Consider the following 20,754-nt stretch of genomic DNA (forward strand, 5'->3'; position numbering starts at 1 on the left):
CGCGATGATGGGCCGAGACGGGGATCGGGACTTGATGGAGGCAGGCTTGCAGATTGGGAAGCCAGGCGCCGGCGGCGTCAAGCCAGATCCCACGGATTGATCCATCGACCTTGGGTGGCGAGGCCGAAAAAAGCGCGTGTTTCCGGACGAATCCGGTCATCTCGGCGAAGCGATCGTGCCCGTCAGCGCATCGGGAAAAGCGGGGCACCGGCTGCAACCCTGGTTCCGATCAAGGCGTCGGGGGAAGCTGGCCCTGAATAGCCTCCGTCTTTGCCGAGTTTTTCGCTCAGCCTTCGGCTGGCTGCCGGGAGCAGCGGGGCGATGCATTGCGCTATCGTCTGGAGCGCGCCGGCAAGGCTGAACAGGCAGCCATGGAGCTTGGCGAGGCTCGCGGCGGGATCGCCGGAATCCTGGCCGGAATCCTGCCCTGAAGCCGCTTTCCTTGCCAGGACCCAAGGCTCTTCCTCGGATACATAACGATTGGCCTCGGCGATGAAGAGCCAGAGTGTGTCGAGCGCATGGTCGAAGGCGAAGGCCTGCAGATGCCCGGCAACCGTCGTGTTCAGGTGCTGGCCCGCTTTCGAGAGCCTGTCGGTTGCCGCGAACCCGTCCGGCGGCGCTGGCAGGATCCCGCCGCAATAACGTTCGATCATGCTGAGGACGCGATGCGCCAGATTGCCGAGCTGCCCTGCGAGTTCGGATTCATAGGCTTGCCGGAAGCGGTCATGCGAGAAGTCGCCATCGCCGGTCGAGCGGATATGGCGCAACAGATAGTAGCGCAGCGCATCCGTGCCGAGCTCCGCCGCGAGTGGAACCGGATCGATCGCGTTGCCGGCGGATTTGCCGATCTTGCGGCCTTCGACAGTGACGTAGCCATGGACGAGGATGCGCGTCGGCACGGGCAAGCCGGCGGAGAGCAGCATGCCCGGCCAATAGACGGCGTGGAAGCGGGTGATGCCCTTTCCAATGACATGTTCGCGGGAGGCGGAACCTGTCCAGTAGCGGGAGAGAAGAGCCTCATCGCTTCCGTAGCCCAGCCCCGTGACATAGCTGCCGAGCGCGTCGAACCAGACATAGATCACCTGTTCGGGGTCGCCGGGCACGGGAATGCCCCATCCACCGGCACGTGCCGCGCTGCGTGAGATGCTGAAATCCGTGAGCCCCTGCTCGATCCAGGCAAGAACCTCATTGCGGCGGCTTTCCGGGACAATCTCGATCTCGCCACGCGCATAGAGACTGCGGAGGCGGTCGCGGTAGCGCGACAGGCGGAAGAACCAGTTCTCTTCCTCGACCTGCTCAGGGATCGTGCCGTGCTCGGGGCAGCGTCCGTCGAGAAGGTCGTCCAACCCGTAGAACTGCTCGCAACCGGTGCAATAGAGGCCGCGATAGGCGCTCTTGTAGATGTCGCCATTGTCGCAGCAGGCTTTCCAGAGGCGCTCAACACCCTTCCCGTGCCGAGGATCGGTGCTGGTGCGGATGAAGTCGTCGAAGGAAAGGTCCAGACTGTCCTTCAGGGCGAGAAAGCGCAGCGCGTTGCGCTGGACGAGTTCCACGACCGGGATGCCCGCGAGGTTGGCGGCCTGGACGTTCTTAAGGCTGTTTTCGTCGGTTCCCGTCTGGAAACGCACCTCATCGCCTGACTGCCGATAGAAGCGAGCCAAGGCATCGGCCTGCACCATCTCCAGCGCGAAACCGACATGAGGCGCGGCGTTCACATAAGGAATGGCGCTGGTGATGTAGCGGTGAGGGCTCGCGTCTGGTTCAAGCGTTTCGGCCGGCATTTCTGGAATCCTCGGTCTGGATGAGGAGGCGATTCCGGAAATGAAAAAGCCGCCTCGGGTGGAAGCGGCTCAGGCGTGTCGGATGTTCTGATCAAGTCACATGCCGAAGGGGACCGCTCCCGGTTTGCAGGGCGGCATCATCATGGCAGAGGCGATGAACGGGGTGGAATTGATCATGGAGCAAGCTTAGTCGATGCGAAGACATTCGCCAATGGCGGAATCCGACACGGCTGGCGTGTTTATCGCGCTTGTTGGCGAGATTCGGTGCCCGCGCTCCAATGCCTCGGTCAGCTCCTCCGCATAGCTGAAGAAGCGCTCGCGCACGGCGCGTGCATGCGGGTTGGCGCGTTCGATCGCGAGGAAGACGCCGGGCGCGTCATGGCGCACCATCTCGGTCGCCTGCATCAACAGCTCGAAGCTCTTCGTCGTCATGCGGCGCGGCATCGGCTCCATGCGGACGAGGATCTTTGCCACGAGATGGGTCAGCCCCTGCACCATCGCCATGTCGCGATCATGCGCATCCGGCGTGGTCAGGATGACGTCGAGCTTCAGGACATGGCGCAGGAAGGCCGCGATCCGGCGAAAGCTGTCGCCGCGGATCGGGCAGAGCGCGAGCTTCAGGCCCGCAATGCCGCGGCGCGCGCTTTGCGGGCCGAAGAGCGGGTGTGTGCCAATGATCTCGACATCGTCGGGTAGTTCGGCGAGCAGCAGGCGCGCCGGTTCGATCTTCACCGAGCCGACATCGAGCACGATCGCACCGGCGCGCAGATGCGGGCGCAGGCTCGCTATGGCCTCCGGGAGCCGGTCGACCGGGACGGCGAGGATGACGATGTCGCAGGCGGCGACCTGCGCGATGCCGCCGGGAGCCAGGCCCTTGCCCGAGCCGTCGGCCTCAGGCGCGCGCGCCGGATCGAAGACGACAAGCGGCAGATGTGGCTGGAGGTGCTGCGCCATCAGCCGGCCGAAGGCGCCAAAGCCCATCAGGCCGATGGAGGAGAATGAATGTCGCTGGGTAGGCATCGTCTGGTCCTCTCGGAGGCCGCGATGCCGGGTGACTGCCTTTAGTTCATCCGCCAAACGCAGCGGTTGAACATGAAAATGCGCCCGCTCTTATGAAAAGAGCGCGTAATACTGCTGGGTGCGGAGCAGGGCGGGGCTGGTCATGAGCCGCTTAAATCCCGCGCCGGCGGGGCTGTCAACCGGGAAGCGGCCAGGCTCAGCTCGACAGACCCCTGCTGAGCGCGAAGTCGACGCAGCCCCAGATATGGGCGGACAGGATCTCCTGCGCCCTGGCGGCTTGGCGCTTCAGGGCGGCGTCCAGCAAGGCCCGGTGCTCGTCGGCGGCGATTTCTCCGCGGAAGATGACGAAGACCATCTGGTAGCGGAGATAGCGGTCATAGACGCCCGAATGCAGGGCCAGCAGTGCGCGCGAGCCGCAGGCCGAGACCAGCGCCTGATGAAACTCCCAGTCATAGCGTTTCCAGGGCTCGGCATTGGAGCGGTCGCCGGCGAGCAGCTGGGCCTCCATCCGGGCGAGCTTGTGATGGGCGGCGACGACGCGGCCTTCCCATTCCATGTCGCCGGCCTGGAAGGATTGTTCCATTGCATGGCACTCCAGCAGGAGGCGCAGCGCAGCGATTTCCTTGAGGTCGGCCACTGAGCAGGGCGCGACCTGGAACCCGCGCTGTCCCTCGGCGACAACCAGGCCTTCCGGCACCAGGCGATTGAGGATTTCGCGCAAGGTGCTGATGCCGACGCCGTAATCCAGGCGCAGCCGCTCCAGCTTGAGCCGCTGCCCGGGCTGCAGGCGCCCGAAGACGATGTCGGTGCGCAGTCGCTCATAGGCCTGCTCGCCGGCTGTTCCGGCGTCAGTCTCGTCGCGCAAGATTTGGGCTGAAAGCTCGTTCATTCACAGTGCTCGCATTCGCAAGGCTTGCATTCGCAGGCTCGCCCCTGGGCCTATCGCGCTCCGGCATAGACGGAGGCTGGAAAGGAGGCCAGCCGAGACGCAATGGCCGATACCGGGTTCCGTTATATCTGATGTTTTATGATTCATCAGTTGAAATTAATTTCAGCAGATGAAAGATTGACGCCTGAGCTACCCGTGGCAAGCGGGAGCGAGAGCCGATCACGGCCCAAAGCACCATGCGGCCTGTAACCCTGGGGAGGGAACACCGATGTCTGGACCGAAGTTTTTGCGACGCGACATCCTGCTGGGAGGCGCTGCGCTTCTCGCGGCGCCGGCTATTGCGACCCGGCCGGCGCTGGCGATCACGCCGGCCGAGATCAAGAGCCGGGGCAAGCTGGTGGTCGGGATTCAGGGCGACAACCCGCCCTGGGGTTTCGTCAACAGCGCCGGCAAGCAGGAGGGGCTGGATGCCGATATCGCCGAGCTTTTCGGCAAGGAGCTCGGCGTTGCGATCGAGTTCGTGGCGCTGGAGGTCAACAACCGCATTCCCGCGCTGACGACCGGGCGCGTCGATCTGCTCTTCGCCACGATGGCGATGCTGCCGGAGCGGGCCAAGGCCGTGCAGTTCAGCAAGCCCTATGTCGCCAACACCATCGTCCTGATCGGTCCCAAGGCGGAAAGCATCAAGACCAATGCGGATATGGGCCGCTACACCATCGGCGTGGCGAAGGGCGCGGCCCAGGACACGCAAGTGACCAAAAATGCGCCGGCCAATACAACGATCCGCCGCTATGACGGCGATGCGCCGAGCATCCAGGCGCTGGTCTCGGGCCAGGTCCAGGCGCTGGGCGGCAACATCTTCTACCTCCAGCGGATCGAGCAGGCGCGGCCCGGCATCTTCGAGAACAAGCTCGAATTCCAGAACCTCTACAACGGCGCCTGCACGCGGCTGGGAGAGAAGGAGATCAACGCCGCGATCAATGTTTTCATCGACAAGATCAAGGCCAATGGCGAGCTCCAGAAGGTCTACGACAAGTGGATGAAGGTGCCGGTGCATAAATTCCCGGACAGCCTCGAGAACATTCCCTTCACCGTCAGCTGATCGCGGCTCGCCGCGCCGCCATCCCGGTGGCGCGGCGGGTTAGCCAGTTAGCGGCGGTCGCCGCGGAGCCTGTCCATGAAGAAGCCGATCTATGTCCTGAACGGACCTAATCTGAACCGCCTCGGCCGCCGGCAGCCCGAGATCTACGGTCATACCACGCTGGCCGAGGTCGAGGCGCTCTGCCGGGCTGCGGTCCCTGAGCGCGAGATCGTCTTCCGCCAGTCCAACCGGGAATACGAGCTGATCGAATGGATCCATGAGGCGATCGACGAGGGTGACGGCATCGTCATCAACCCGGCCGGCTTCACCTTCACCTCCGTCGCGATCATGGATGCGCTGAAGATGTTCGAGGGCCCGATCATCGAGTTCCACATCTCGAACGTCCACAAGCGCGAGGCGATCTACCACAAATCCCTGATCTCGCCGGTCGCGACAGCGGTGATGGCCGGCCTCGGCGCGCGCGGCTACGCCACCGCGCTGATCGCGATGCGGGATCTGTTGAGCCAGAGCTAACGGCTTTCGACCAGACAAGAATCGTCATTCCGGGACGCCCTCCGGGCGCTGGGGATGACGGAGAGGGTCTGAGCGCCAGCGGCGTCGTCCAGCGCGGGCTTGGTGCCTGCGCTCAAGCGGAAATCACCCCGGTCGGCGAATAATCCGTCAGCGTCATGATCCGGTCCTCGATCGTGCCGACGAGATTGCCGTATTCGATCGAGGTGACGCGCTTGATCTCGATCCACTCCGGGTCCGCGAGGAACGTCGTCCAGCGCGCTGTCCGGGTCTCGTTGTCGGGCCAGGCGAGGATATAGGCGAATTCGGTGCGGCCGGCGCTCGCCGTCTCCCACATCGCCACGATCTGGAAGCCGTGCCGCGCCATGATCCGCATCGCATGGTCGCGGAAGCGGGCGTGGAAGGCGGCCTTGTTGCGCTCGAAGATCTCATAGATGCGCAGCTGGTGGATCATGCCCGGCTCCTTTGTCGACATCCGCGGCCCTCATCTCGAGGAGCCGCGAAAGCGGCGTCTCACGGGATGATCGAGAGCCTGCCGGAGCATCCTTCGAGACGTGGACTTCGTCCACTCCTCGGGATGAGGGCTGAATGTCGCGCCCAAGCCGCCGTCTTCAGGCCGCTGTCTTGGCCTTCTCCGCCGCCATCATCTCGACGAAGCGAGTGAACAGGTAGTGGCTGTCCTGCGGGCCGGGCGAGGCTTCGGGGTGGTGCTGCACGCTGAAGGCCGGGCGATCGGTCAGGGCGATGCCGCTGTTGGAGCCGTCGAAGAGCGAGACATGGGTCTCGACCGCATGCGCCGGCAAAGAGGCCGGATCGACCGCAAAGCCGTGGTTCATCGAGACGATCTCGACCTTGCCCGTGGTCTTGTCCTGCACGGGGTGGTTGGCGCCGTGGTGGCCCTGCTTCATCTTCATGGTCTGGCCGCCGATGGCGAGTGCCATCATCTGGTGGCCGAGGCAGATGCCGAAGGTCGGGATTTTCTTGTCGAGCAGCGCCTTGATCACCGGCACGGCATATTCGCCGGTTGCAGCCGGGTCGCCCGGTCCGTTCGAGAGGAAGATGCCATCGGGCTGCAGCGCCAGGATGTCCTCGGCGCTGGCGGTCGAGGGCACGACCGTGACTTCGCAGCCGGCCTTGGAGAGCAGGCGCAGGATGTTGCGCTTCACGCCATAGTCGATCGCGACGACCTTGTGGACCGCGCTCTCGCGCTTGCCATAGCCCACGGGCCAGATCCAGGGCGTCTCGTCCCAGCTATAGCGCTGGGCGGCGGTGACCAGCGGTACGAGGTCGAGCCCGGCCATGTCGGGCAGGGCCGCGGCCTCGCGCTTGAGCTGCTCGATGTCGAAGACGCCGTCGGGGCTGTGGGCGATGATCGCGTTGGGCATGCCATTGTCGCGGATCAGGGCGGTCAGCGCGCGGGTGTCAATGCCGCTGATGCCGACGATGTTGCGGGCCTTCAGCCAGGCGTCGAAATGCCGGTTGGCGCGCCAGTTCGAGGGCTCGGTGATCGCGGCGTGCAGCACGAGGCCGCGCACGCCCGAGGAGGCGGCGGCGTTGACCGTCTCGACGTCGTCCTCGTTGACGCCGACATTGCCGATATGGGGGAAGGTGAAGGTGATGATCTGCCCGGCATAGGACGGGTCGGTCAGGATCTCCTGATAGCCGGTCATCGCCGTGTTGAAGCAGAGTTCGCCGGGCGCCTGGCCGGTCGCGCCCAGGCCGAAGCCCTCGAGCACCATGCCGTTGGCCAGCGCCAGGAGCGCGGTCGCGCGCGGTTCGATCCAGCCGGCGGCGGCGGGGTTTCCTTCGGGAGCGGTCATGTCTATGTCTCGGTCCAGGCCGCGCTGGGCGGCAATGTTTCAAGGCGGGCAGCGGCTTTGTCGCTCCGCCGGTCTGGAGCGCGAGCCTTAAAGGCGCGCCTTCATGCCGTCAATCGACGCGGGCGCAAGCCTGCGGCACAAAAAGGGAATACCCACATGACAAGCCTGCGCGAGCGCTTCACGGCCGATCTCAAGGAGGCGATGAAGGCCGGCGAGAAGGGCAAGGTCTCGACGATTCGGCTGATCACCTCGGCGCTGAAAGACAAGGACATCGAGGCGCGCGGCCTGGGCAAGCCTGAGACGACGCCCGACGAAATCCTCGCCTTGCTGCAGAAGATGATCAAGCAGCGCCAGGAATCAATCGCGATCTACGACGCCAATGGCCGCCCCGAGCTCGCCGCAGGCGAGCGCGCCGAGGTCGAGGTCATCAACACCTATCTGCCCAAGCAGATGTCGGAGGACGAGGTCAAGGCCGTGATCGCGGCGGCCGTGACCGAAAGCGGCGCGGCTTCCGTCAAGGATATGGGCAAGGTCATCGCGATCCTGCGCGCGAAATTCGCCGGCCAGATGGATTTCGCCAAAGCGAGCGGGCTGGTGAAGGCGGCGCTGGGTGGGTGATCAAGGGAGCGGGCTCAAGCCCGCTCCACATCCGTCAGCGAAAAATCCTCGCCCTTGAACAGCAGCGGCCAGCCGCGCGCCTTCGCCAGCGCGTAGGCTGCGCAATCGCCCATGTTGAGTTTGGCGGGATGCCTGCCTTTTCCGTAGCGGCGATAGCCGTCGAAGGCGAGATCGGAGAGGTTTTCGTCGAAGGCGACGATCTCGATCTGCTCGTTTTCGATGAACTCTTCCAGCCAATCGCGTGGCAAGCCCTTCGAGCCTGTGATCACGATCCTGGCTTCCAGCAAATTGACGCTCGACAGAACACGTCGCTCGGCAAGCGCGAGGATGCGCATGAATGCTGGGCGCTCCGGCTCCTTGGTCAGGCAGGCGACGATCGCCGAGGTATCGACGACGAGGCTCACCACATGCCGTTCTCGTCATAGCCGATGATGTCGTCCATCTCCTGCTTGGTCATGGACTGCTCGGCCGGCTTGATTCCGTATTTGCGGTCCAACGCCTCCATCCGCGCCATGGCGGTGGCGACACGCTTTTCCTTCTCCTCCTCCGACAATTCGTCCTTGTTGAGTTCGCTCCTGACGGCCTGGCGCACCGCTTCCGTCAAGGTCAAGCCACGCCGGCGGGCGAGGGTGCGCACGGCCTTCTCCGTCTCCGGATCCTTGATGTTGAGAGCCATGGCTTTCTTCCTTTTCGAGCATTTTCTTTACCATGGCGTCGGTGCTGTGGATATGGCCGATAAGCCGGGGAACGGCCCTCGCGGGAGTTGGCTTCCGCTGCCGGAAGGACCAGATAGGACAGTATGAAATTCCCGCCCTCCATCCTGGAAGAGATCAAGGCGCGGCTGCCGGTGTCGGCGGTCGTGGGCAAGCGCGTGCGCCTGGCCAAATCGGGCCGCGAATGGAAGGGCCTGTCGCCCTTCAACGCCGAGAAGACGCCTTCCTTCTTCGTCAACGACCAGAAGGGCTCGTTCTTCGATTTCTCCTCGGGCAAGAACGGCGACATCTTCAAATTCGTAATGGAGACGGAAGGGCTTTCCTTCCCGGAGGCCGTCGAGAAGCTCGCTTCCGAAGCCGGCGTGACGCTGCCGAAGATCACGCATGAGGCGCAGGCTCAGGAAGAGAAGCGCAAGGGCCTGCATGAGGTCGTCGAGCTTGCGGCGCGTTTCTTCGAGGCCGAGCTCATGGGCGATCGCGGTGCGGCGGCGCGGCGCTATCTCTCGGGCCGGGGCCTGGAGGGCGAGGCGCGCAAGCTCTTCCGCATCGGCTATGGCCCGCCGGACCGCTTCGCCTTGCGCGATCACCTTGCAGCCAAGGGCGTCGATGCCGCGCTGATGATGGAGACGGGGCTGCTGGTGCATGGCGACGAGATCGCCGTGCCTTATGACCGTTTCCGCGACCGCATCATGTTCCCGATCCATGATGCGCGCGGCCGGGTGGTCGCTTTCGGCGGACGAGCGATGAGCGCAGAGGTCTCGGCGAAATATCTGAACTCGCCGGAGACGCCGCTCTTCCACAAGGGCTCGCTGCTGTTCAACCACCACAATGCTCGCAAGGGCGCCCATGACACCGGCCAGGTGATCGTCGTCGAGGGCTATGTCGACGTGATCGCGATGACGCTGGCGGGCTTTCCGCAGACCGTCGCGCCGCTGGGCACCGCACTGACCGAGGACCAGCTCGGCCTGCTCTGGCGCATGGCCGACGAGCCGGTGATCTGCCTCGATGGCGACAAGGCCGGACGCAAGGCGGCAAGCCGCGCGATCGACATCGCGCTACCAATGCTGGAGCCGGGCAAGTCGCTCGCCTTCGCGACCTTGCCTGACGGGCAGGACCCCGATGATCTGGCGCGTGCGGGCGGCAAGATGGCTGTTGCCGAGGTGCTGCAGGCGGCGCGCCCGCTGGTCGACATGCTCTGGACGCGCGAGGTCGAGGCCGGCACTCTCGACACGCCCGAGCGCCGCGCCGCCTTCGAGCGCCGGCTGAAGGAGCCGCTTGGCCAGATCAAGGACGAGGCGACGCGCCGGCATTACCGCCGCGAGATGGATGAGCGCCTGGCCCAGCTTTTCGCCAGCGCCGCTCCCGCGCGGGCCGAGCGTGGCCGTGACGGCGGCTTTCAGCGCGGTCGCCCGCAAGGCGGTGGCGCCGGGCGCGGCGGTTTCCGTCAGGCCGTGGCGCCCTGGGCCGTTGGCCCGCTCAAGGCGAGCAGCCAATTGACGCAGTCGCGGATGATGGCGGGCCGCCGCGGCGAGGATGTGCGCGAGGCCTTCATTTTGCTGGCGCTGGCGAGCCATCCCGATCTGATCTTGCGTTGCGCCGACGAGATCGCCGAGCTCGCGCTCGATGGCCCCGCCGCAGAGCGTTTCCGCCAGGTGCTGCTCGAGGCTGCCATGGATGATAGCCTCGACGAGAATGCGCTGGCCGATCGCCTGGTCCAGCCGCGTGTGCAGGAGGCCCAAAGCGCGCTATTGGCGATCACCGGGCGGGCCGAGCGCCAAAAATTGACGCAAGCGGCTGATCCAGAATCGGTTTTCGACTCAATTCGGCAGGCTATCGTCTTGCATCATCGCGCGCGGACGTTACATAGCGAGCTGAAGGCAGCCGAGCGCGCATTGGCTGACGAAGCGACCGAAGCCAATTTCGCCTGGATCAAGGACGTCAAGGCCCGCCTCGAGACGATCGAGGGCACGGAGGCCATGTCTGGAGATTGAAGGCTAGCTGCTCCGGCTTCCGCGGTCATGCTATGCGTGCCGATTACAGGTGGTTTACGATTCATCAACGATGATCGGCGCCATCTGGCCGAAGTGATTTGGGTGGGGTGAGCGCGCCGGACCAGCGGCCGCGCCGCCCTTTTATGCGTCTGCATGTGGCTTCTTCCGAGCCGTGGCGACGCGCGAGTGCGGAGCGCTGATTGATGGCGACAAAAGCGAGCGAACGGGAAAAGACCGACCAGGTCGCGCCGGAAGCCCCCCCGACGTCCGATGGACCGTTGCTCGATCTGACCGATCAGGCCGTAAGGCGGATGATCAAGCTCGCTAAGAAGCGCGGCTATGTCACCTATGACGAACTGAACGAAGTCCTGCCCTCGGAGGAGTTTTCCTCCGAGCAGATCGAGGATGTGCTCGGCCAGCTCAGCGAGCAGGGCATCAACGTTGTCGACAATGAGGATCCCGAAGCCTCGGGCGAGGAGCGCGCGGCTGCGCGCACCGGCACGAATGGCGACGAGGAGGAGAGCGAGGGCGAGCTCGTCGAGACGCAGCGCTCGGCGCTGCCCGTCGAGGTCAAGCGCAATCTCGAGCCGACCGAGCGCACCGACGATCCGGTGCGGATGTATCTGCGTGAAATGGGCTCGGTCGAATTGCTCTCCCGCGAGGGCGAAATCGCCATCGCCAAGCGCATCGAGGCCGGCCGCGAGGCGATGATCGCGGGCCTCTGCGAGAGTCCGCTGACCTTCCAGGCCATTATCATCTGGCGCGACGAGCTCGTCGAAGGCAAGGTGCTGCTGCGCGACATCATCGATCTGGAAGCGACCTATGCCGGCCCCGACGGCAAGAACCCGTCGCAACTGCCCGGCGAAGGCGAAGAGGGCGAGCCCGCTGAGGCCGCCGCGCCTGCTGGCGAGGTGCCGGAAGGCGAATTGCCGTCCGACATGGACGATGACGACATCGAGAACAACGTCTCGCTCTCGGCCATGGAAGCCGAGCTCAAGCCGCGCGTGCTCGAGACCTTCGATTCGATCGCCGACAACTACAAGAAACTGCGCCGCCTGCAGGACCAGGACATCGCCAACCGGCTGGAGAACACCAAGCTCTCGCCGTCGCAGGACCGCAAATACAAGAAGCTGAAAGACGACATCATCACCGCGGTGAAGTCGCTCTCGCTCAACAACAACCGCATCGAGGCGCTGGTCGAGCAGCTCTACGACATCAACAAGCGGCTGATTTCGCATGAGACGCGCCTGCTGCGCCTGGCCGAGAGCTATGGCGTCGGCCGCGAGGACTTCCTCAAGCAGCATGTCGGCGGCGAGCTCGACCCGAAATGGGTTCTGCGCGTCTCCAAGCTCGGCTCGCGCGGCTGGCGCGAATTCGTCGGTGCCGAGCTCGACCGGATCAAGCAGCTGCGCGAGGAGATCCATACGCTGGCCTCCGAGACCGGCCTGGAGATCCAGGAGTTCCGCAAGATCGTGCTGATGGTCCAGAAGGGCGAGCGCGAGGCGCGGCAGGCGAAGAAGGAGATGATCGAGGCCAATCTTCGCCTCGTGATCTCGATCGCCAAGAAGTACACCAACCGCGGCCTGCAGTTCCTGGATTTGATCCAGGAAGGCAATATCGGCCTGATGAAGGCGGTCGACAAATTCGAGTACCGCCGCGGCTACAAGTTCTCGACCTACGCGACATGGTGGATCCGCCAGGCGATCACGCGTTCGATCGCCGACCAGGCCCGCACCATCCGCATCCCGGTGCACATGATCGAGACGATCAACAAGATCGTCCGGACCTCGCGCCAGATGCTGCACGAGATCGGCCGCGAGCCGACCCCGGAGGAATTGGCCGAGAAGCTCGCCATGCCGCTGGAGAAGGTGCGCAAGGTCCTTAAGATCGCCAAGGAGCCGATCTCGCTCGAAACCCCGATCGGCGACGAGGAAGACAGCCATCTCGGCGACTTCATCGAGGACAAGAACGCGATCCTGCCGATCGACGCGGCGATCCAGAGCAATCTGCGCGAGACCACGACCCGCGTTCTGGCCTCGTTGACGCCGCGCGAGGAGCGCGTGCTGCGCATGCGCTTCGGCATCGGCATGAACACCGACCACACGCTGGAAGAGGTCGGCCAGCAGTTCAGCGTCACGCGCGAACGTATCCGCCAGATCGAGGCAAAGGCGCTGAGGAAGCTGAAGCATCCGAGCCGGAGCCGGAAGCTCAGGAGCTTCCTGGACAATTGAGTTGATCAAGGCGGGTCGAGAGACCCGCCTTTTTTCTTGGCCGGGACGGTGCCAAGATGGCGGCCTCAGGGGGGCAGCTATGACCGACAAGCCTGATCTGGCGGCGATCGAAGCGGCGGTGCAGGCCGCCCAAGCGCAGGCCGAAGCGCAACGCAAGCAGCCCGCCGTGGCGAGCGATACGGGCAGCACGGCGAGCGATGGCGTCGGCGACGTCGTTAGCGCCGTCCTTGACGGCGCGCTCGACCTCGCAGGCAGCGTGCTCTCCAGCGCCGGCGAAGCTGCCGCTTCGGTGATCGGCGGTATCTTCGAAGGCCTGGGCTCCTAGATCACTTTTCTGCTCGTATCCCTACCTGCTGGGACAGCCGATCGTCTGATCCGCCGCGCCCTGGCTTTATCTGCCGTGGGGCGATTCATTCGACTGCCGCGATGCGAATGGGGCGTGTCCCGATCGGAGCGCCGGTCTCGCGGTCGATGGTGACAGCTTCGATCTCGGTTCCGGTCTCGGCGTCGAAGAAGCGCGTCACCTTGCCCCCGCCGCGATGCTTGCGTCCCCAGGCGCCGATCGCAAACAGCACCGGCAGAAAGTCGCGGCCGGCTTGCGTCAGCACGTATTCGTCCCGTGGTGGGCGCTCGGAATAGCGGCGTTTCTCCAGCAGTCCCTCCTCGGTCAGGGCCGAAAGTCGCCCCGTCAGCATCGTCGGCGCGATGCCGAGGCTTTTGCGGAAATCATCGAAGCGGGTCAGCCCCGCATGGGCGTCGCGCATGATCAGCATGCTCCACGCGTCTCCCACGAGCGCCAGGCTCCGGGCGATCAGGCATGGCTGGTTCGAAAGATTCTTCATGTCCATACTTTTTTGATAGTGACTTGATACGGATTTGATAGTAACTAACTGCTCATCGCAATTCCACGAAAAAATGAAGGCGGAAGACGATGAGCAAGACTGAACGGAGCAAGACAGAACGCGGCATTGCCCTGGTCACGGGGGCGTCCTCCGGCATCGGGCTGGTGACGGCACAAGCGCTGCGGCGCGATGGCTACCGTGTCTTCGGCACCAGCCGGAAGCCGATGCCCGATACCGCGGACGGGGTCACGATGCTGATCTGCGACGTGATCGACGATGCATCCGTGCAGGGCGTCGTCGACGAGGTGCTGAGCCGGGCAGGGCGGATCGATCTTCTCGTCAACAATGCCGGGATCGGATTGCTGGGCGGCGCAGAGGAATCCACGACGACGCAGGCGAAAGCGGTGTTCGACGTGAATGTGTTCGGCACCATGCGCATGACGAATGCGGTCCTGCCCGTGATGAGGCGGCAGCGCAAAGGCCGGATCGTCAACCTCAGCTCCATACTCGGGCTGATCCCTGCGCCCTATAACGCGCTCTACGCATCGACCAAGCACGCCATCGAAGGCTATTCGGAATCGCTCGACCATGAAGTGCGCATGCAGGGCATCCGCGTCGTGCTCGTCGAGCCCGGTGTGACCCGCACCTCCTTTGAGGAGAACATCACGCGGCCGGACCGGCCGCTGGCCATCTACGATACGGTTCGCACCGAGGCGGAGAAGCTGATGCGCGCGATCGTGGCAAAAGGCGATGCTCCCGAGGTGGTTGCTGACGCCGTCGTAAGGGCCGCCAATGCGGCCTCGCCCAGGAGACGCTACACGGCCGGAAAAGCTGCAGGGCAGGTCCGCTTCATGCGCCGCTTCCTGCCTGAGTCCTTCGTCGACAAGAACCTTCGGAAATTCAACGGACTTCCCGCTTGAGCCGTCACCGCTGCATTGCTGGCGCTGCCGGCTCACCACAAAAACGAAAGCCAGTCCGATGAAATCATTCCTGATCGATCGCTACAAGAAAGGCGGTGCTCTGCGGCTCGGCGAAACGCCCGTGCCGGAGTTGCGCGAAAACGACGTCCTGATCGAGATCCGCGCCGCTGGCGTCAATCCCGTGGACGCCAAGATCCGGGACGGCGAGTTCAAGCTCATCCTGCGCTATCGCCTCCCCCTGATCCTCGGGAGCGATCTCGCCGGCGTGGTGACCCGCATCGGGTCCAAGGTTACGCGCTTCAGCCCGGGCGACGAGGTCTATGCGCATCCGGGCCAGGACCGCATCGGCACCTTCGCGGAGTTCATCGCGGTAGACCAGGCCAATGTGGCGCTGAAGCCCAAGAACCTGACGATGGAAGAGGCGGCTTCCATGCCGTTGGTCGCCTTGACCGCCTGGCAGGCCCTGGTCGAGCGAGCCAAGCTGCAGAAGGGACAGAAGGTCCTGATCCATGCCGGCTCGGGCGGCGTGGGCACGCTCGCGATCCAGCTTGCCAAGCATCTCGGGGCCCATGTCGCCACGACCACGAGCACAGCCAATATCGCCCTTGTGCAAAGCCTCGGCGCGGATGTCGTGATCGACTACAAGAAGGACGACTTCGAGACGGTGCTCCAGGGCTACGACGTCGTGCTGAACAGCCTCGGCAAGGACACGCTGGAGAAATCTCTTGCGGTGCTGAAGCCGGGCGGGACGCTGATCTCGATTTCCGGTCCGCCCGATCCTGACTTCGCGAGGAAAAGTGGCCTTGGTTGGCCGCTTCAACTGGTCACGCGCCTGCTAAGCTCCGGCATCAGGAGGAAAGCGAAACGCCGCAGGATCAACTATTCCTTCCTCTTCATGACGGCCAATGGCGGCCAACTCGGACAGATCACCTCCCTGATCGAGGCGGGTGAGATACGCCCGGTGATGGACCGGGTCTTCCCGTTCGAGAAGACCAATGAGGCATTGGCCTATGTCGAAACGGGCCGGGCCAAGGGCAAAGTCGTCATCACAATGAAGTAAGCTTCGACAATCACATCCGGCTGAAGCGATATTAAAGCCTCAAACCGGAGCGTTTCGATGTCTCCCGAAGTCCCGTTCGCCGCGCTGATCGTCGCCGCCGCGCTCAGTGCTGGGACGCTCTACGCCATCGCGGCGGACCTCGTGCACAGGCCGCGCGGCGGAATGCTCGCCGCCTTCGCCTGCGCGCTCGGTCTCACGGCTTGGGCAAGCGCGGCCGCTGCGCAGGAGAGCGTCAGTTTCCGTTCGCTCGATAATGAGACCACGCTGACGGCCTATCTCGATCGCCCGGCGACGGAGGATGCGCGGCCAGCCATCGTCATGATGCATGGCTGTTCGGGCCTGCTCGATCGCAATGGCCGCATCCTGCCGATCTATCACGCCTGGACGCGCATGCTCGTCGCCAAGGGCTATGTCGTGCTTGTCGTCGACAGCGCGAAATCGCGCGGTTTCGGGCAGACCTGCACTGCCGGGCCGCAGCGGCGCACCATGCTGCGCGACAGGCCAAAGGACGCCTATGCCGCGCTGCAATACCTCCAGGCGCAGCGCTTCGTGCGGGCCGACCGCGTCGCGCTGATGGGCTGGTCGCAGGGCGGCGCGACCGTGCTGCTCACCATCAACGATAAGAGCATCGGGCGGCCGCAGCCGCTCGCTCGGGATTTTAATTCCGCGATCGCCTTCTATCCCGGCTCCTGCAGCGAGACCTTCCAGACCAGGCCCTTTACGCAGGTCGAGCCCGGGCGCTGGACGACGCAGACGCCGCTGCTCGTGCTGTTCGGTGAGGCCGACGTCTGGACCCCGTTCGCGCCCTGTGAAGCCTTCGTCAACGCAGCGAAGGCGCGCGGCAACCCGCTCGAACTGAAGAGTTATCCGCGTGCCGTCCATGCCTTTGATGCCCCCAATGCAGACAGGCGCGAACTGCCGGCTTATCGCAATGGGGATGGCCCGATCCCGCTCATCGGCACGGATGACGAGGCGCGCGCCGACGCGCTGCTGCGGGTGCTCGCCTTTCTGGAACGGCATTTCGCGCAATAGGCGTGGCTGTTGCCGGCTTGCGTGAAGCACGCGTGCCGCTAACCTGCCGCGAATGTCCGTTCAGCCGGAGCCATCGATGTCCCCCGAATTCCTCCTGACCTCGCTGATTATCGTCGCTTCGCCCGGCACAGGCGCGATCTACACCATCGCTGCCGGGCTCACGCGCGGCTCACGCGCCAGCGTGTTGGCTGCCTTCGCCTGCACGCTCGGCATCGTGCCGCATCTCATTGCCGCGATGATGGGGCTGGCGGCGCTGCTGCATGCCAGTGCGCTCGCCTTCGAGATCGTGAAATATGCCGGCGTCGCCTATCTGCTCTGGATGGCCTGGCAGACGTTGCGCGAGCAGGGCGCGCTCAAGGTCGAGACCAAGGCCGATCCGCGCTCTGGGCTGCGCGTGCTGACAGACGGTATCGCGATCAATGTGCTCAATCCGAAGCTGTCGATCTTCTTCGTCGCCTTCCTGCCGCAGTTCATTGCCGCCGACGAGGCCGCGCCGCTCACGCGCATGCTGGAACTCTCCGCCGTGTTCATGGCGATGACCTTCGCGGTCTTTGCGCTCTACGGTCTCTTCGCCGCGGCGATGCGCGATAAGGTTGTCAGCCGTCCAGCCGTGATGGCCTGGCTGCGCCGCAGCTTTGCCGCCGCCTTTGTCGCGCTGGGCGCCAAGCTCGCGCTGACCGAGCGCTGACGGCCGCGCCGGGGATGAGCTCGCAATCGGTCCTCGCCATCGAGACGCATGGAGCCGGGCTCTATGAGTTCACGGACCGCGTCATGGCCTTCATCCGCTCGGCGCCTATCGAAAGCGGGCTGCTGACGCTGTTCCTGCGCCATACCTCCTGCTCGCTGCTGATCCAGGAGAATGCCGACCCTGATGTCAGGCGCGATCTCGACGCGTTTTTCCGCCGTTTGGTGCCACAAGCCGATGATCCGGCGATGGCCTATCTGACGCATCGGGCAGAGGGGCCCGACGACATGCCCGCCCATATCAAGGCGGCATTGACGCCGGTCTCCCTCTCGATCCCGATCATGGACGGACGCCTTGCGCTGGGAACCTGGCAAGGCATCTATCTGTTCGAGCATCGCCGCAGGCCGCATCGGCGCGAGGTCGTGCTGCATCTGGGGAGTTAGATGCCCTCTGCCCTTAAGCTGGCGGAGCCACGATCAGAGCCATGATCCGCCGCACCAGCGGCAGGACCAGAAGCAGCGTGGGGAAGGCGACCAGCCAGGACAGGCCCCAGGAGACCGGCCAAGTGTGGAGGAAGTCCGGGGAGAGGCCAAGCGCCCGCAGCGTCGAGATGGCCGAGACCACGAAGGTCATGACGATCGACAAGAGGAAGGGCAGCACGACAGTGCCGTAGCGCGCCGGAAGCCGGCGCCGGGACGATAGGTTGGACATGGGACGATAAGCTTTCGTAAGCGGGCCGTGCCGTGGGGCATTGCAAGGCATCTTGGCGAAACATCTTGGCAAAGCATCCTGACGGCGATAGCCGGTTGGATGCGTTGTCTGACGTGAGACGCTTACGACCGGCCTGTCAGGCCGATGCCGCCTTCTAGGGCAGGATTAATGCCAAGGGAAGCCGGTTTTTCGCATCGATCCTGCTCTCACCTTTAGATGAGAGGCTGCGCGTCTCGCGCGTGGACGAGCGCAAACTGGGCTCCCCTTGGCGTTGATCCTGCCCTATATGAAGTCGCGACGAATGCGGAGGCCCCATGTCGTTTTTGAAATCCCTGTTCGGGTTGGGCGGCAAGGCCAGCGAGACGCCGGCCGGCCCGCTCAAGAGCATCGAGCATAATGGTTTCACCATCCATGCGACGCCCTATCAGGAAGGCGGGCAGCACCAGCTTTGCGGCGTGGTTGAAAAGGAGATCGGCGGGGAACTCCGCCAGCATCGCTTTGTGCGGGCCGACCGCTTTCCCGGTGCCGAGGACGCCGCCGATTTCGCGCTGGTGAAGGGTAAGCAGCTCGTCGATGAGCAAGGCGACGCGCTCTTCAAATAAATCGGCCGCGGTGCTGCTGCTGGATGATGCCGATTACGTTAAGGCATACAATCATATTGCTCTGCGGCGTAGACAATAATTTCTGGACTGTTTCTTGAATTTTTCCAGGTTTTTCATTTTTTATTGATGTTCTTGCTTCATCTTGCAGAGTGAGAGGCGATCCCGCTGAAGCGGCCCGCTTGGCTGCTGCTTTAAGCATTTGTTGTGATCTCTACGGCTTCTATCGAAAGCGCAGAGTTTCAAGAATGTTCAGCGGATTGCACCAATGTCCAAGGCTGTCACCAGCCCCGACGTAACTGCCTATCGCCGGTTCTCCGCCGATCGTCAGATCGCGTCGGGCTTCGCGGCGCTGAGGGAAGGTGGTGTCGATCTCTCCCAGATCGCGCCAGGGGCGGCGAGGAACGACAAGCCGGCTCACCGCGACGCCTGGTTCGAGGGCGTGCTCGATCAACTGCCGATCTGCGTTTACATGACCGATGCCGAGGGGCGGGTCACCTATGCCAACCGCGCTTCCGGCGCCTTTGTCGGGCGTGAGCCGCGCATCGGCGCGGATCGCTGGTGCATCACGCACAGGCTCTTCACCATCGAGGGCGCGCCGCTCGCGCACCAGGACTGCCCGATGGCGGTCGCGCTGCGGGAGAGCCGGCCCGTGCGCGGCATCGAGGCCATGCTCGAACGCCCGGACGGGACACGGACGCCCATCCTGACCTATCCCACGCCGCTGTTTGGGGATGACGGTGCGCTGATCGGCGGCTTCAACCTGCTGGTCGACATCAGCAAGCGCAAGCAGGTCGAGCAGAAGCTGGCGGACACGCTGCATCATGACGGGCTGACCGGGCTGCACAACCGCCCGGCGCTGAGCGCCCATCTCGACCGGAGGCTGACGCAGGCGCGGCTTGCCGGCGAAGAGCTGGTCGTGATGCGCATGGACCTCGACGGCTTCAAGGCGCTGAACGACGAGCATGGCCATGCCGTGGGCGACGCGGTTCTGGTCGAGGCGGCGCAGCGTTTGCGGGCCAGTGCCGGCGACGCCTTCCTGGCGCGGATCGGCGGCGACGAGTTCATGCTGGTCTCGGGCGCGCTGCAGACAGAGGGCGAGGCGCGGGCGCAGGCCGAGCGCGTACGCTGTGCCTTCGCGGAAGAATTCTTCACGAGCGGCCATTCCTTCAAGATCAGCGTCAGCGCCGGCTGCGCGTGCTTTCCGGGGGATGGCGACGATCAAATCCGCCTGATCGCCGCCGCCAATGCCGCCTTGAACCTCGCCAAATCCGAGGGGCCGGGCGCGATGCGCATGTTCGATCTCGCCGAGCAGGCGCGCGAACAGGAACGCCTCACCTTCAGCCGGCATTTGCGCCAGGCGATCGAGCGCAATGAGATCCACCCGCATTACCAGCCGCTGTTCCGGGCCGATGGCTCGATCGCGGGTTTTGAGGCGCTGGCGCGCTGGAAGGACCCGGTGCGCGGCATCGTCGCGCCGGCGAGCTTCATTCCGGCGGCGGAGGAGGGCGGTCTCATCGCCAAGCTCGACGCCTATGTGCTGCGCAGCGCCTGCATCGAGGCTTCGCGCTGGACACAGCCCTTGCGGATTTCCGTCAACATCTCGGCGCTGGAGTTCCAGTCCGGCGACCTGCCCGGCCGTGTCGCGGCGGTGCTGGCCGAGACCGGCCTCGACCCTGAGCGGCTCGAGCTCGAGATCACCGAGGGCGTCATGGTCACCGATGCCGACCGCGCCATGGCGACCTTCGCCAAATTGCGCGCGCTCGGCGTGCGCATCGCGCTCGATGATTTCGGCACCGGCTATTCCTCGCTCTCCTATCTGCATCGCTTTCCGCTGACGACGCTGAAGATCGACCGCAGCTTCATCGCCAAGCTCGGCGTGACGCTGGAATCGGTCGCGATCACGCGCGCCGTCATCCAGCTCGGCCATGCGCTCGGCATCGAGGTGGTGGCCGAAGGCGTGGAGACGCCCGAACAGCTCGACTTCCTGATCCAGGAAGGCTGCGACCTGACCCAAGGCTTCCTGCTCGGCCGCCCGCTGGACGCCGGCGCCTACGCGCATGTGACGGGCGCCTGAGAGGCTTTTGCCTTTTCCCCGCGCCTCCTCGTCATGGTCAGGCGCACCTCTTCCGCCAACGCCGTTCCGCCCTGCGGGGCCTGCGCTTGTCGCGCGGGGCGGCGCCGCCTAATCCTCGCAACTGGAAAAGTCGTTCTCTGAAAACGACGGCGC

General features: G+C 64.4%; 23 protein-coding genes. 13 read left to right on the top strand and 10 right to left on the bottom strand.

Annotation, left to right across the window (positions count from 1 at the left end; genetic code table 11):
- Positions 1-182 precede the first annotated feature (182 nt).
- From RMR04_RS08175 to RMR04_RS08185, 3 genes are all read right to left on the bottom strand, one after another.
- Positions 183-1,781, bottom strand: a complete 1,599-nt coding sequence (locus tag RMR04_RS08175) for a methionine--tRNA ligase (RefSeq protein WP_311914050.1) — start codon at positions 1,779-1,781, stop codon at positions 183-185.
- 186 nt (positions 1,782-1,967) lie between these two features.
- Positions 1,968-2,801 carry a prephenate dehydrogenase/arogenate dehydrogenase family protein gene (locus RMR04_RS08180; protein ID WP_311914051.1) on the bottom strand — a complete coding sequence of 278 codons (834 nt, stop codon included), beginning with the start codon at positions 2,799-2,801 and terminating at the stop codon, positions 1,968-1,970.
- A 196-nt stretch (positions 2,802-2,997) separates the two neighbouring features.
- Positions 2,998-3,690: a GntR family transcriptional regulator gene (locus RMR04_RS08185; protein WP_311914052.1), complete on the bottom strand. Its 693-nt coding sequence runs from the start codon at positions 3,688-3,690 to the stop codon at positions 2,998-3,000.
- Positions 3,691-3,958: 268 nt separating this feature from the next.
- On the opposite strand from RMR04_RS08185, the gene RMR04_RS08190 reads away from it, so the two are divergent.
- Both RMR04_RS08190 and RMR04_RS08195 read left to right on the top strand, forming a co-directional pair.
- Entirely contained in the window at positions 3,959-4,792 is an 834-nt protein-coding gene (locus RMR04_RS08190; protein ID WP_311914053.1) for a transporter substrate-binding domain-containing protein, read from the top strand.
- A gap of 75 nt (positions 4,793-4,867) precedes the next feature.
- Positions 4,868-5,305 (top strand): type II 3-dehydroquinate dehydratase, encoded by a 438-nt coding sequence (locus RMR04_RS08195; RefSeq protein ID WP_311914054.1) that lies wholly within the window; start codon positions 4,868-4,870, stop codon positions 5,303-5,305.
- A 112-nt stretch (positions 5,306-5,417) separates the two neighbouring features.
- Here RMR04_RS08195 and RMR04_RS08200 read toward each other — a convergent pair whose 3' ends face one another.
- A complete protein-coding gene (locus tag RMR04_RS08200; protein ID WP_311914055.1) occupies positions 5,418-5,756 on the bottom strand; it encodes an NIPSNAP family protein in 339 nt (112 codons plus the stop codon).
- A 157-nt stretch (positions 5,757-5,913) separates the two neighbouring features.
- Positions 5,914-7,122 carry a glutamine-hydrolyzing carbamoyl-phosphate synthase small subunit gene (carA, locus tag RMR04_RS08205; protein ID WP_311914056.1) on the bottom strand — a complete coding sequence of 403 codons (1,209 nt, stop codon included), beginning with the start codon at positions 7,120-7,122 and terminating at the stop codon, positions 5,914-5,916.
- Positions 7,123-7,278: 156 nt separating this feature from the next.
- Between carA and RMR04_RS08210 the strand changes: the two genes are divergently transcribed.
- A complete protein-coding gene (locus RMR04_RS08210) occupies positions 7,279-7,740 on the top strand; it encodes a GatB/YqeY domain-containing protein (RefSeq protein WP_311914057.1) in 462 nt (153 codons plus the stop codon).
- Positions 7,741-7,754: 14 nt separating this feature from the next.
- Here the strand turns inward: RMR04_RS08210 and RMR04_RS08215 are convergent, their stop codons facing one another.
- Together RMR04_RS08215 and RMR04_RS08220 are read right to left on the bottom strand one after the other, a co-directional pair.
- The gene (locus tag RMR04_RS08215; RefSeq protein WP_311914058.1) at positions 7,755-8,144 is read right to left on the bottom strand and encodes a type II toxin-antitoxin system VapC family toxin; all 390 of its coding nucleotides are present in this window, start codon (positions 8,142-8,144) and stop codon (positions 7,755-7,757) included.
- On the bottom strand, positions 8,141-8,416 hold the full coding sequence (locus RMR04_RS08220) for a type II toxin-antitoxin system VapB family antitoxin (RefSeq protein ID WP_311914059.1): 276 nt from the start codon (positions 8,414-8,416) through the stop codon (positions 8,141-8,143). Before RMR04_RS08220 ends, RMR04_RS08215 begins: the two co-directional genes overlap by 4 nt.
- 123 nt (positions 8,417-8,539) lie before the next feature.
- Between RMR04_RS08220 and dnaG the strand changes: the two genes are divergently transcribed.
- The 3 genes from dnaG to RMR04_RS08235 all read left to right on the top strand — a co-directional run bounded on the left by dnaG (position 8,540) and on the right by RMR04_RS08235 (position 13,000).
- Positions 8,540-10,444, top strand: a complete 1,905-nt coding sequence (dnaG, locus tag RMR04_RS08225; protein ID WP_311914060.1) for a DNA primase — start codon at positions 8,540-8,542, stop codon at positions 10,442-10,444.
- 203 nt (positions 10,445-10,647) lie between these two features.
- The gene (gene rpoD, locus RMR04_RS08230) at positions 10,648-12,675 is read left to right on the top strand and encodes an RNA polymerase sigma factor RpoD (RefSeq protein WP_069692646.1); all 2,028 of its coding nucleotides are present in this window, start codon (positions 10,648-10,650) and stop codon (positions 12,673-12,675) included.
- Between the two features lie 79 nt (positions 12,676-12,754).
- Positions 12,755-13,000, top strand: a complete 246-nt coding sequence (locus tag RMR04_RS08235; RefSeq protein WP_311914061.1) for a hypothetical protein — start codon at positions 12,755-12,757, stop codon at positions 12,998-13,000.
- 85 nt (positions 13,001-13,085) lie between these two features.
- On the opposite strand, the gene RMR04_RS08240 is transcribed toward RMR04_RS08235, so the two are convergent.
- Positions 13,086-13,517 carry a winged helix-turn-helix transcriptional regulator gene (locus tag RMR04_RS08240; RefSeq protein WP_311914062.1) on the bottom strand — a complete coding sequence of 144 codons (432 nt, stop codon included), beginning with the start codon at positions 13,515-13,517 and terminating at the stop codon, positions 13,086-13,088.
- Between the two features lie 89 nt (positions 13,518-13,606).
- Here RMR04_RS08240 and RMR04_RS08245 point away from each other — a divergent pair, with 89 nt between their 5' ends.
- The 5 genes from RMR04_RS08245 (at position 13,607) to RMR04_RS08265 (ending at position 17,657) form a co-directional block, all read left to right on the top strand.
- Positions 13,607-14,437, top strand: a complete 831-nt coding sequence (locus RMR04_RS08245) for an oxidoreductase (protein ID WP_311914063.1) — start codon at positions 13,607-13,609, stop codon at positions 14,435-14,437.
- Between the two features lie 58 nt (positions 14,438-14,495).
- Positions 14,496-15,497 (top strand): NADP-dependent oxidoreductase, encoded by a 1,002-nt coding sequence (locus RMR04_RS08250; RefSeq protein ID WP_311914064.1) that lies wholly within the window; start codon positions 14,496-14,498, stop codon positions 15,495-15,497.
- Between the two features lie 57 nt (positions 15,498-15,554).
- Positions 15,555-16,529, top strand: a complete 975-nt coding sequence (locus RMR04_RS08255; protein ID WP_311914065.1) for a dienelactone hydrolase family protein — start codon at positions 15,555-15,557, stop codon at positions 16,527-16,529.
- Between the two features lie 76 nt (positions 16,530-16,605).
- Positions 16,606-17,217 carry a LysE family translocator gene (locus tag RMR04_RS08260; protein WP_311914066.1) on the top strand — a complete coding sequence of 204 codons (612 nt, stop codon included), beginning with the start codon at positions 16,606-16,608 and terminating at the stop codon, positions 17,215-17,217.
- 14 nt (positions 17,218-17,231) lie between these two features.
- Entirely contained in the window at positions 17,232-17,657 is a 426-nt protein-coding gene (locus RMR04_RS08265; RefSeq protein ID WP_311914068.1) for a secondary thiamine-phosphate synthase enzyme YjbQ, read from the top strand.
- A gap of 13 nt (positions 17,658-17,670) precedes the next feature.
- Here RMR04_RS08265 and RMR04_RS08270 read toward each other — a convergent pair whose 3' ends face one another.
- Positions 17,671-17,925 (bottom strand): DUF2798 domain-containing protein, encoded by a 255-nt coding sequence (locus RMR04_RS08270; RefSeq protein WP_311914070.1) that lies wholly within the window; start codon positions 17,923-17,925, stop codon positions 17,671-17,673.
- 314 nt (positions 17,926-18,239) lie between these two features.
- Here RMR04_RS08270 and RMR04_RS08275 point away from each other — a divergent pair, with 314 nt between their 5' ends.
- Positions 18,240-18,527 (top strand): HlyU family transcriptional regulator, encoded by a 288-nt coding sequence (locus RMR04_RS08275; protein ID WP_311914072.1) that lies wholly within the window; start codon positions 18,240-18,242, stop codon positions 18,525-18,527.
- Here RMR04_RS08275 and RMR04_RS08280 read toward each other — a convergent pair.
- Positions 18,520-18,726: a hypothetical protein gene (locus RMR04_RS08280; protein ID WP_311914073.1), complete on the bottom strand. Its 207-nt coding sequence runs from the start codon at positions 18,724-18,726 to the stop codon at positions 18,520-18,522. The genes RMR04_RS08275 and RMR04_RS08280 overlap by 8 nt on opposite strands.
- Before the next feature lie 66 nt (positions 18,727-18,792).
- On the opposite strand from RMR04_RS08280, the gene RMR04_RS08285 reads away from it, so the two are divergent.
- Positions 18,793-20,601: a putative bifunctional diguanylate cyclase/phosphodiesterase gene (locus RMR04_RS08285; RefSeq protein ID WP_311914074.1), complete on the top strand. Its 1,809-nt coding sequence runs from the start codon at positions 18,793-18,795 to the stop codon at positions 20,599-20,601.
- Positions 20,602-20,754: the final 153 nt, after the last annotated feature.

The organism is Bosea sp. 685 (assembly GCF_031884435.1).
Lineage (GTDB): Bacteria > Pseudomonadota > Alphaproteobacteria > Rhizobiales > Beijerinckiaceae > Allobosea.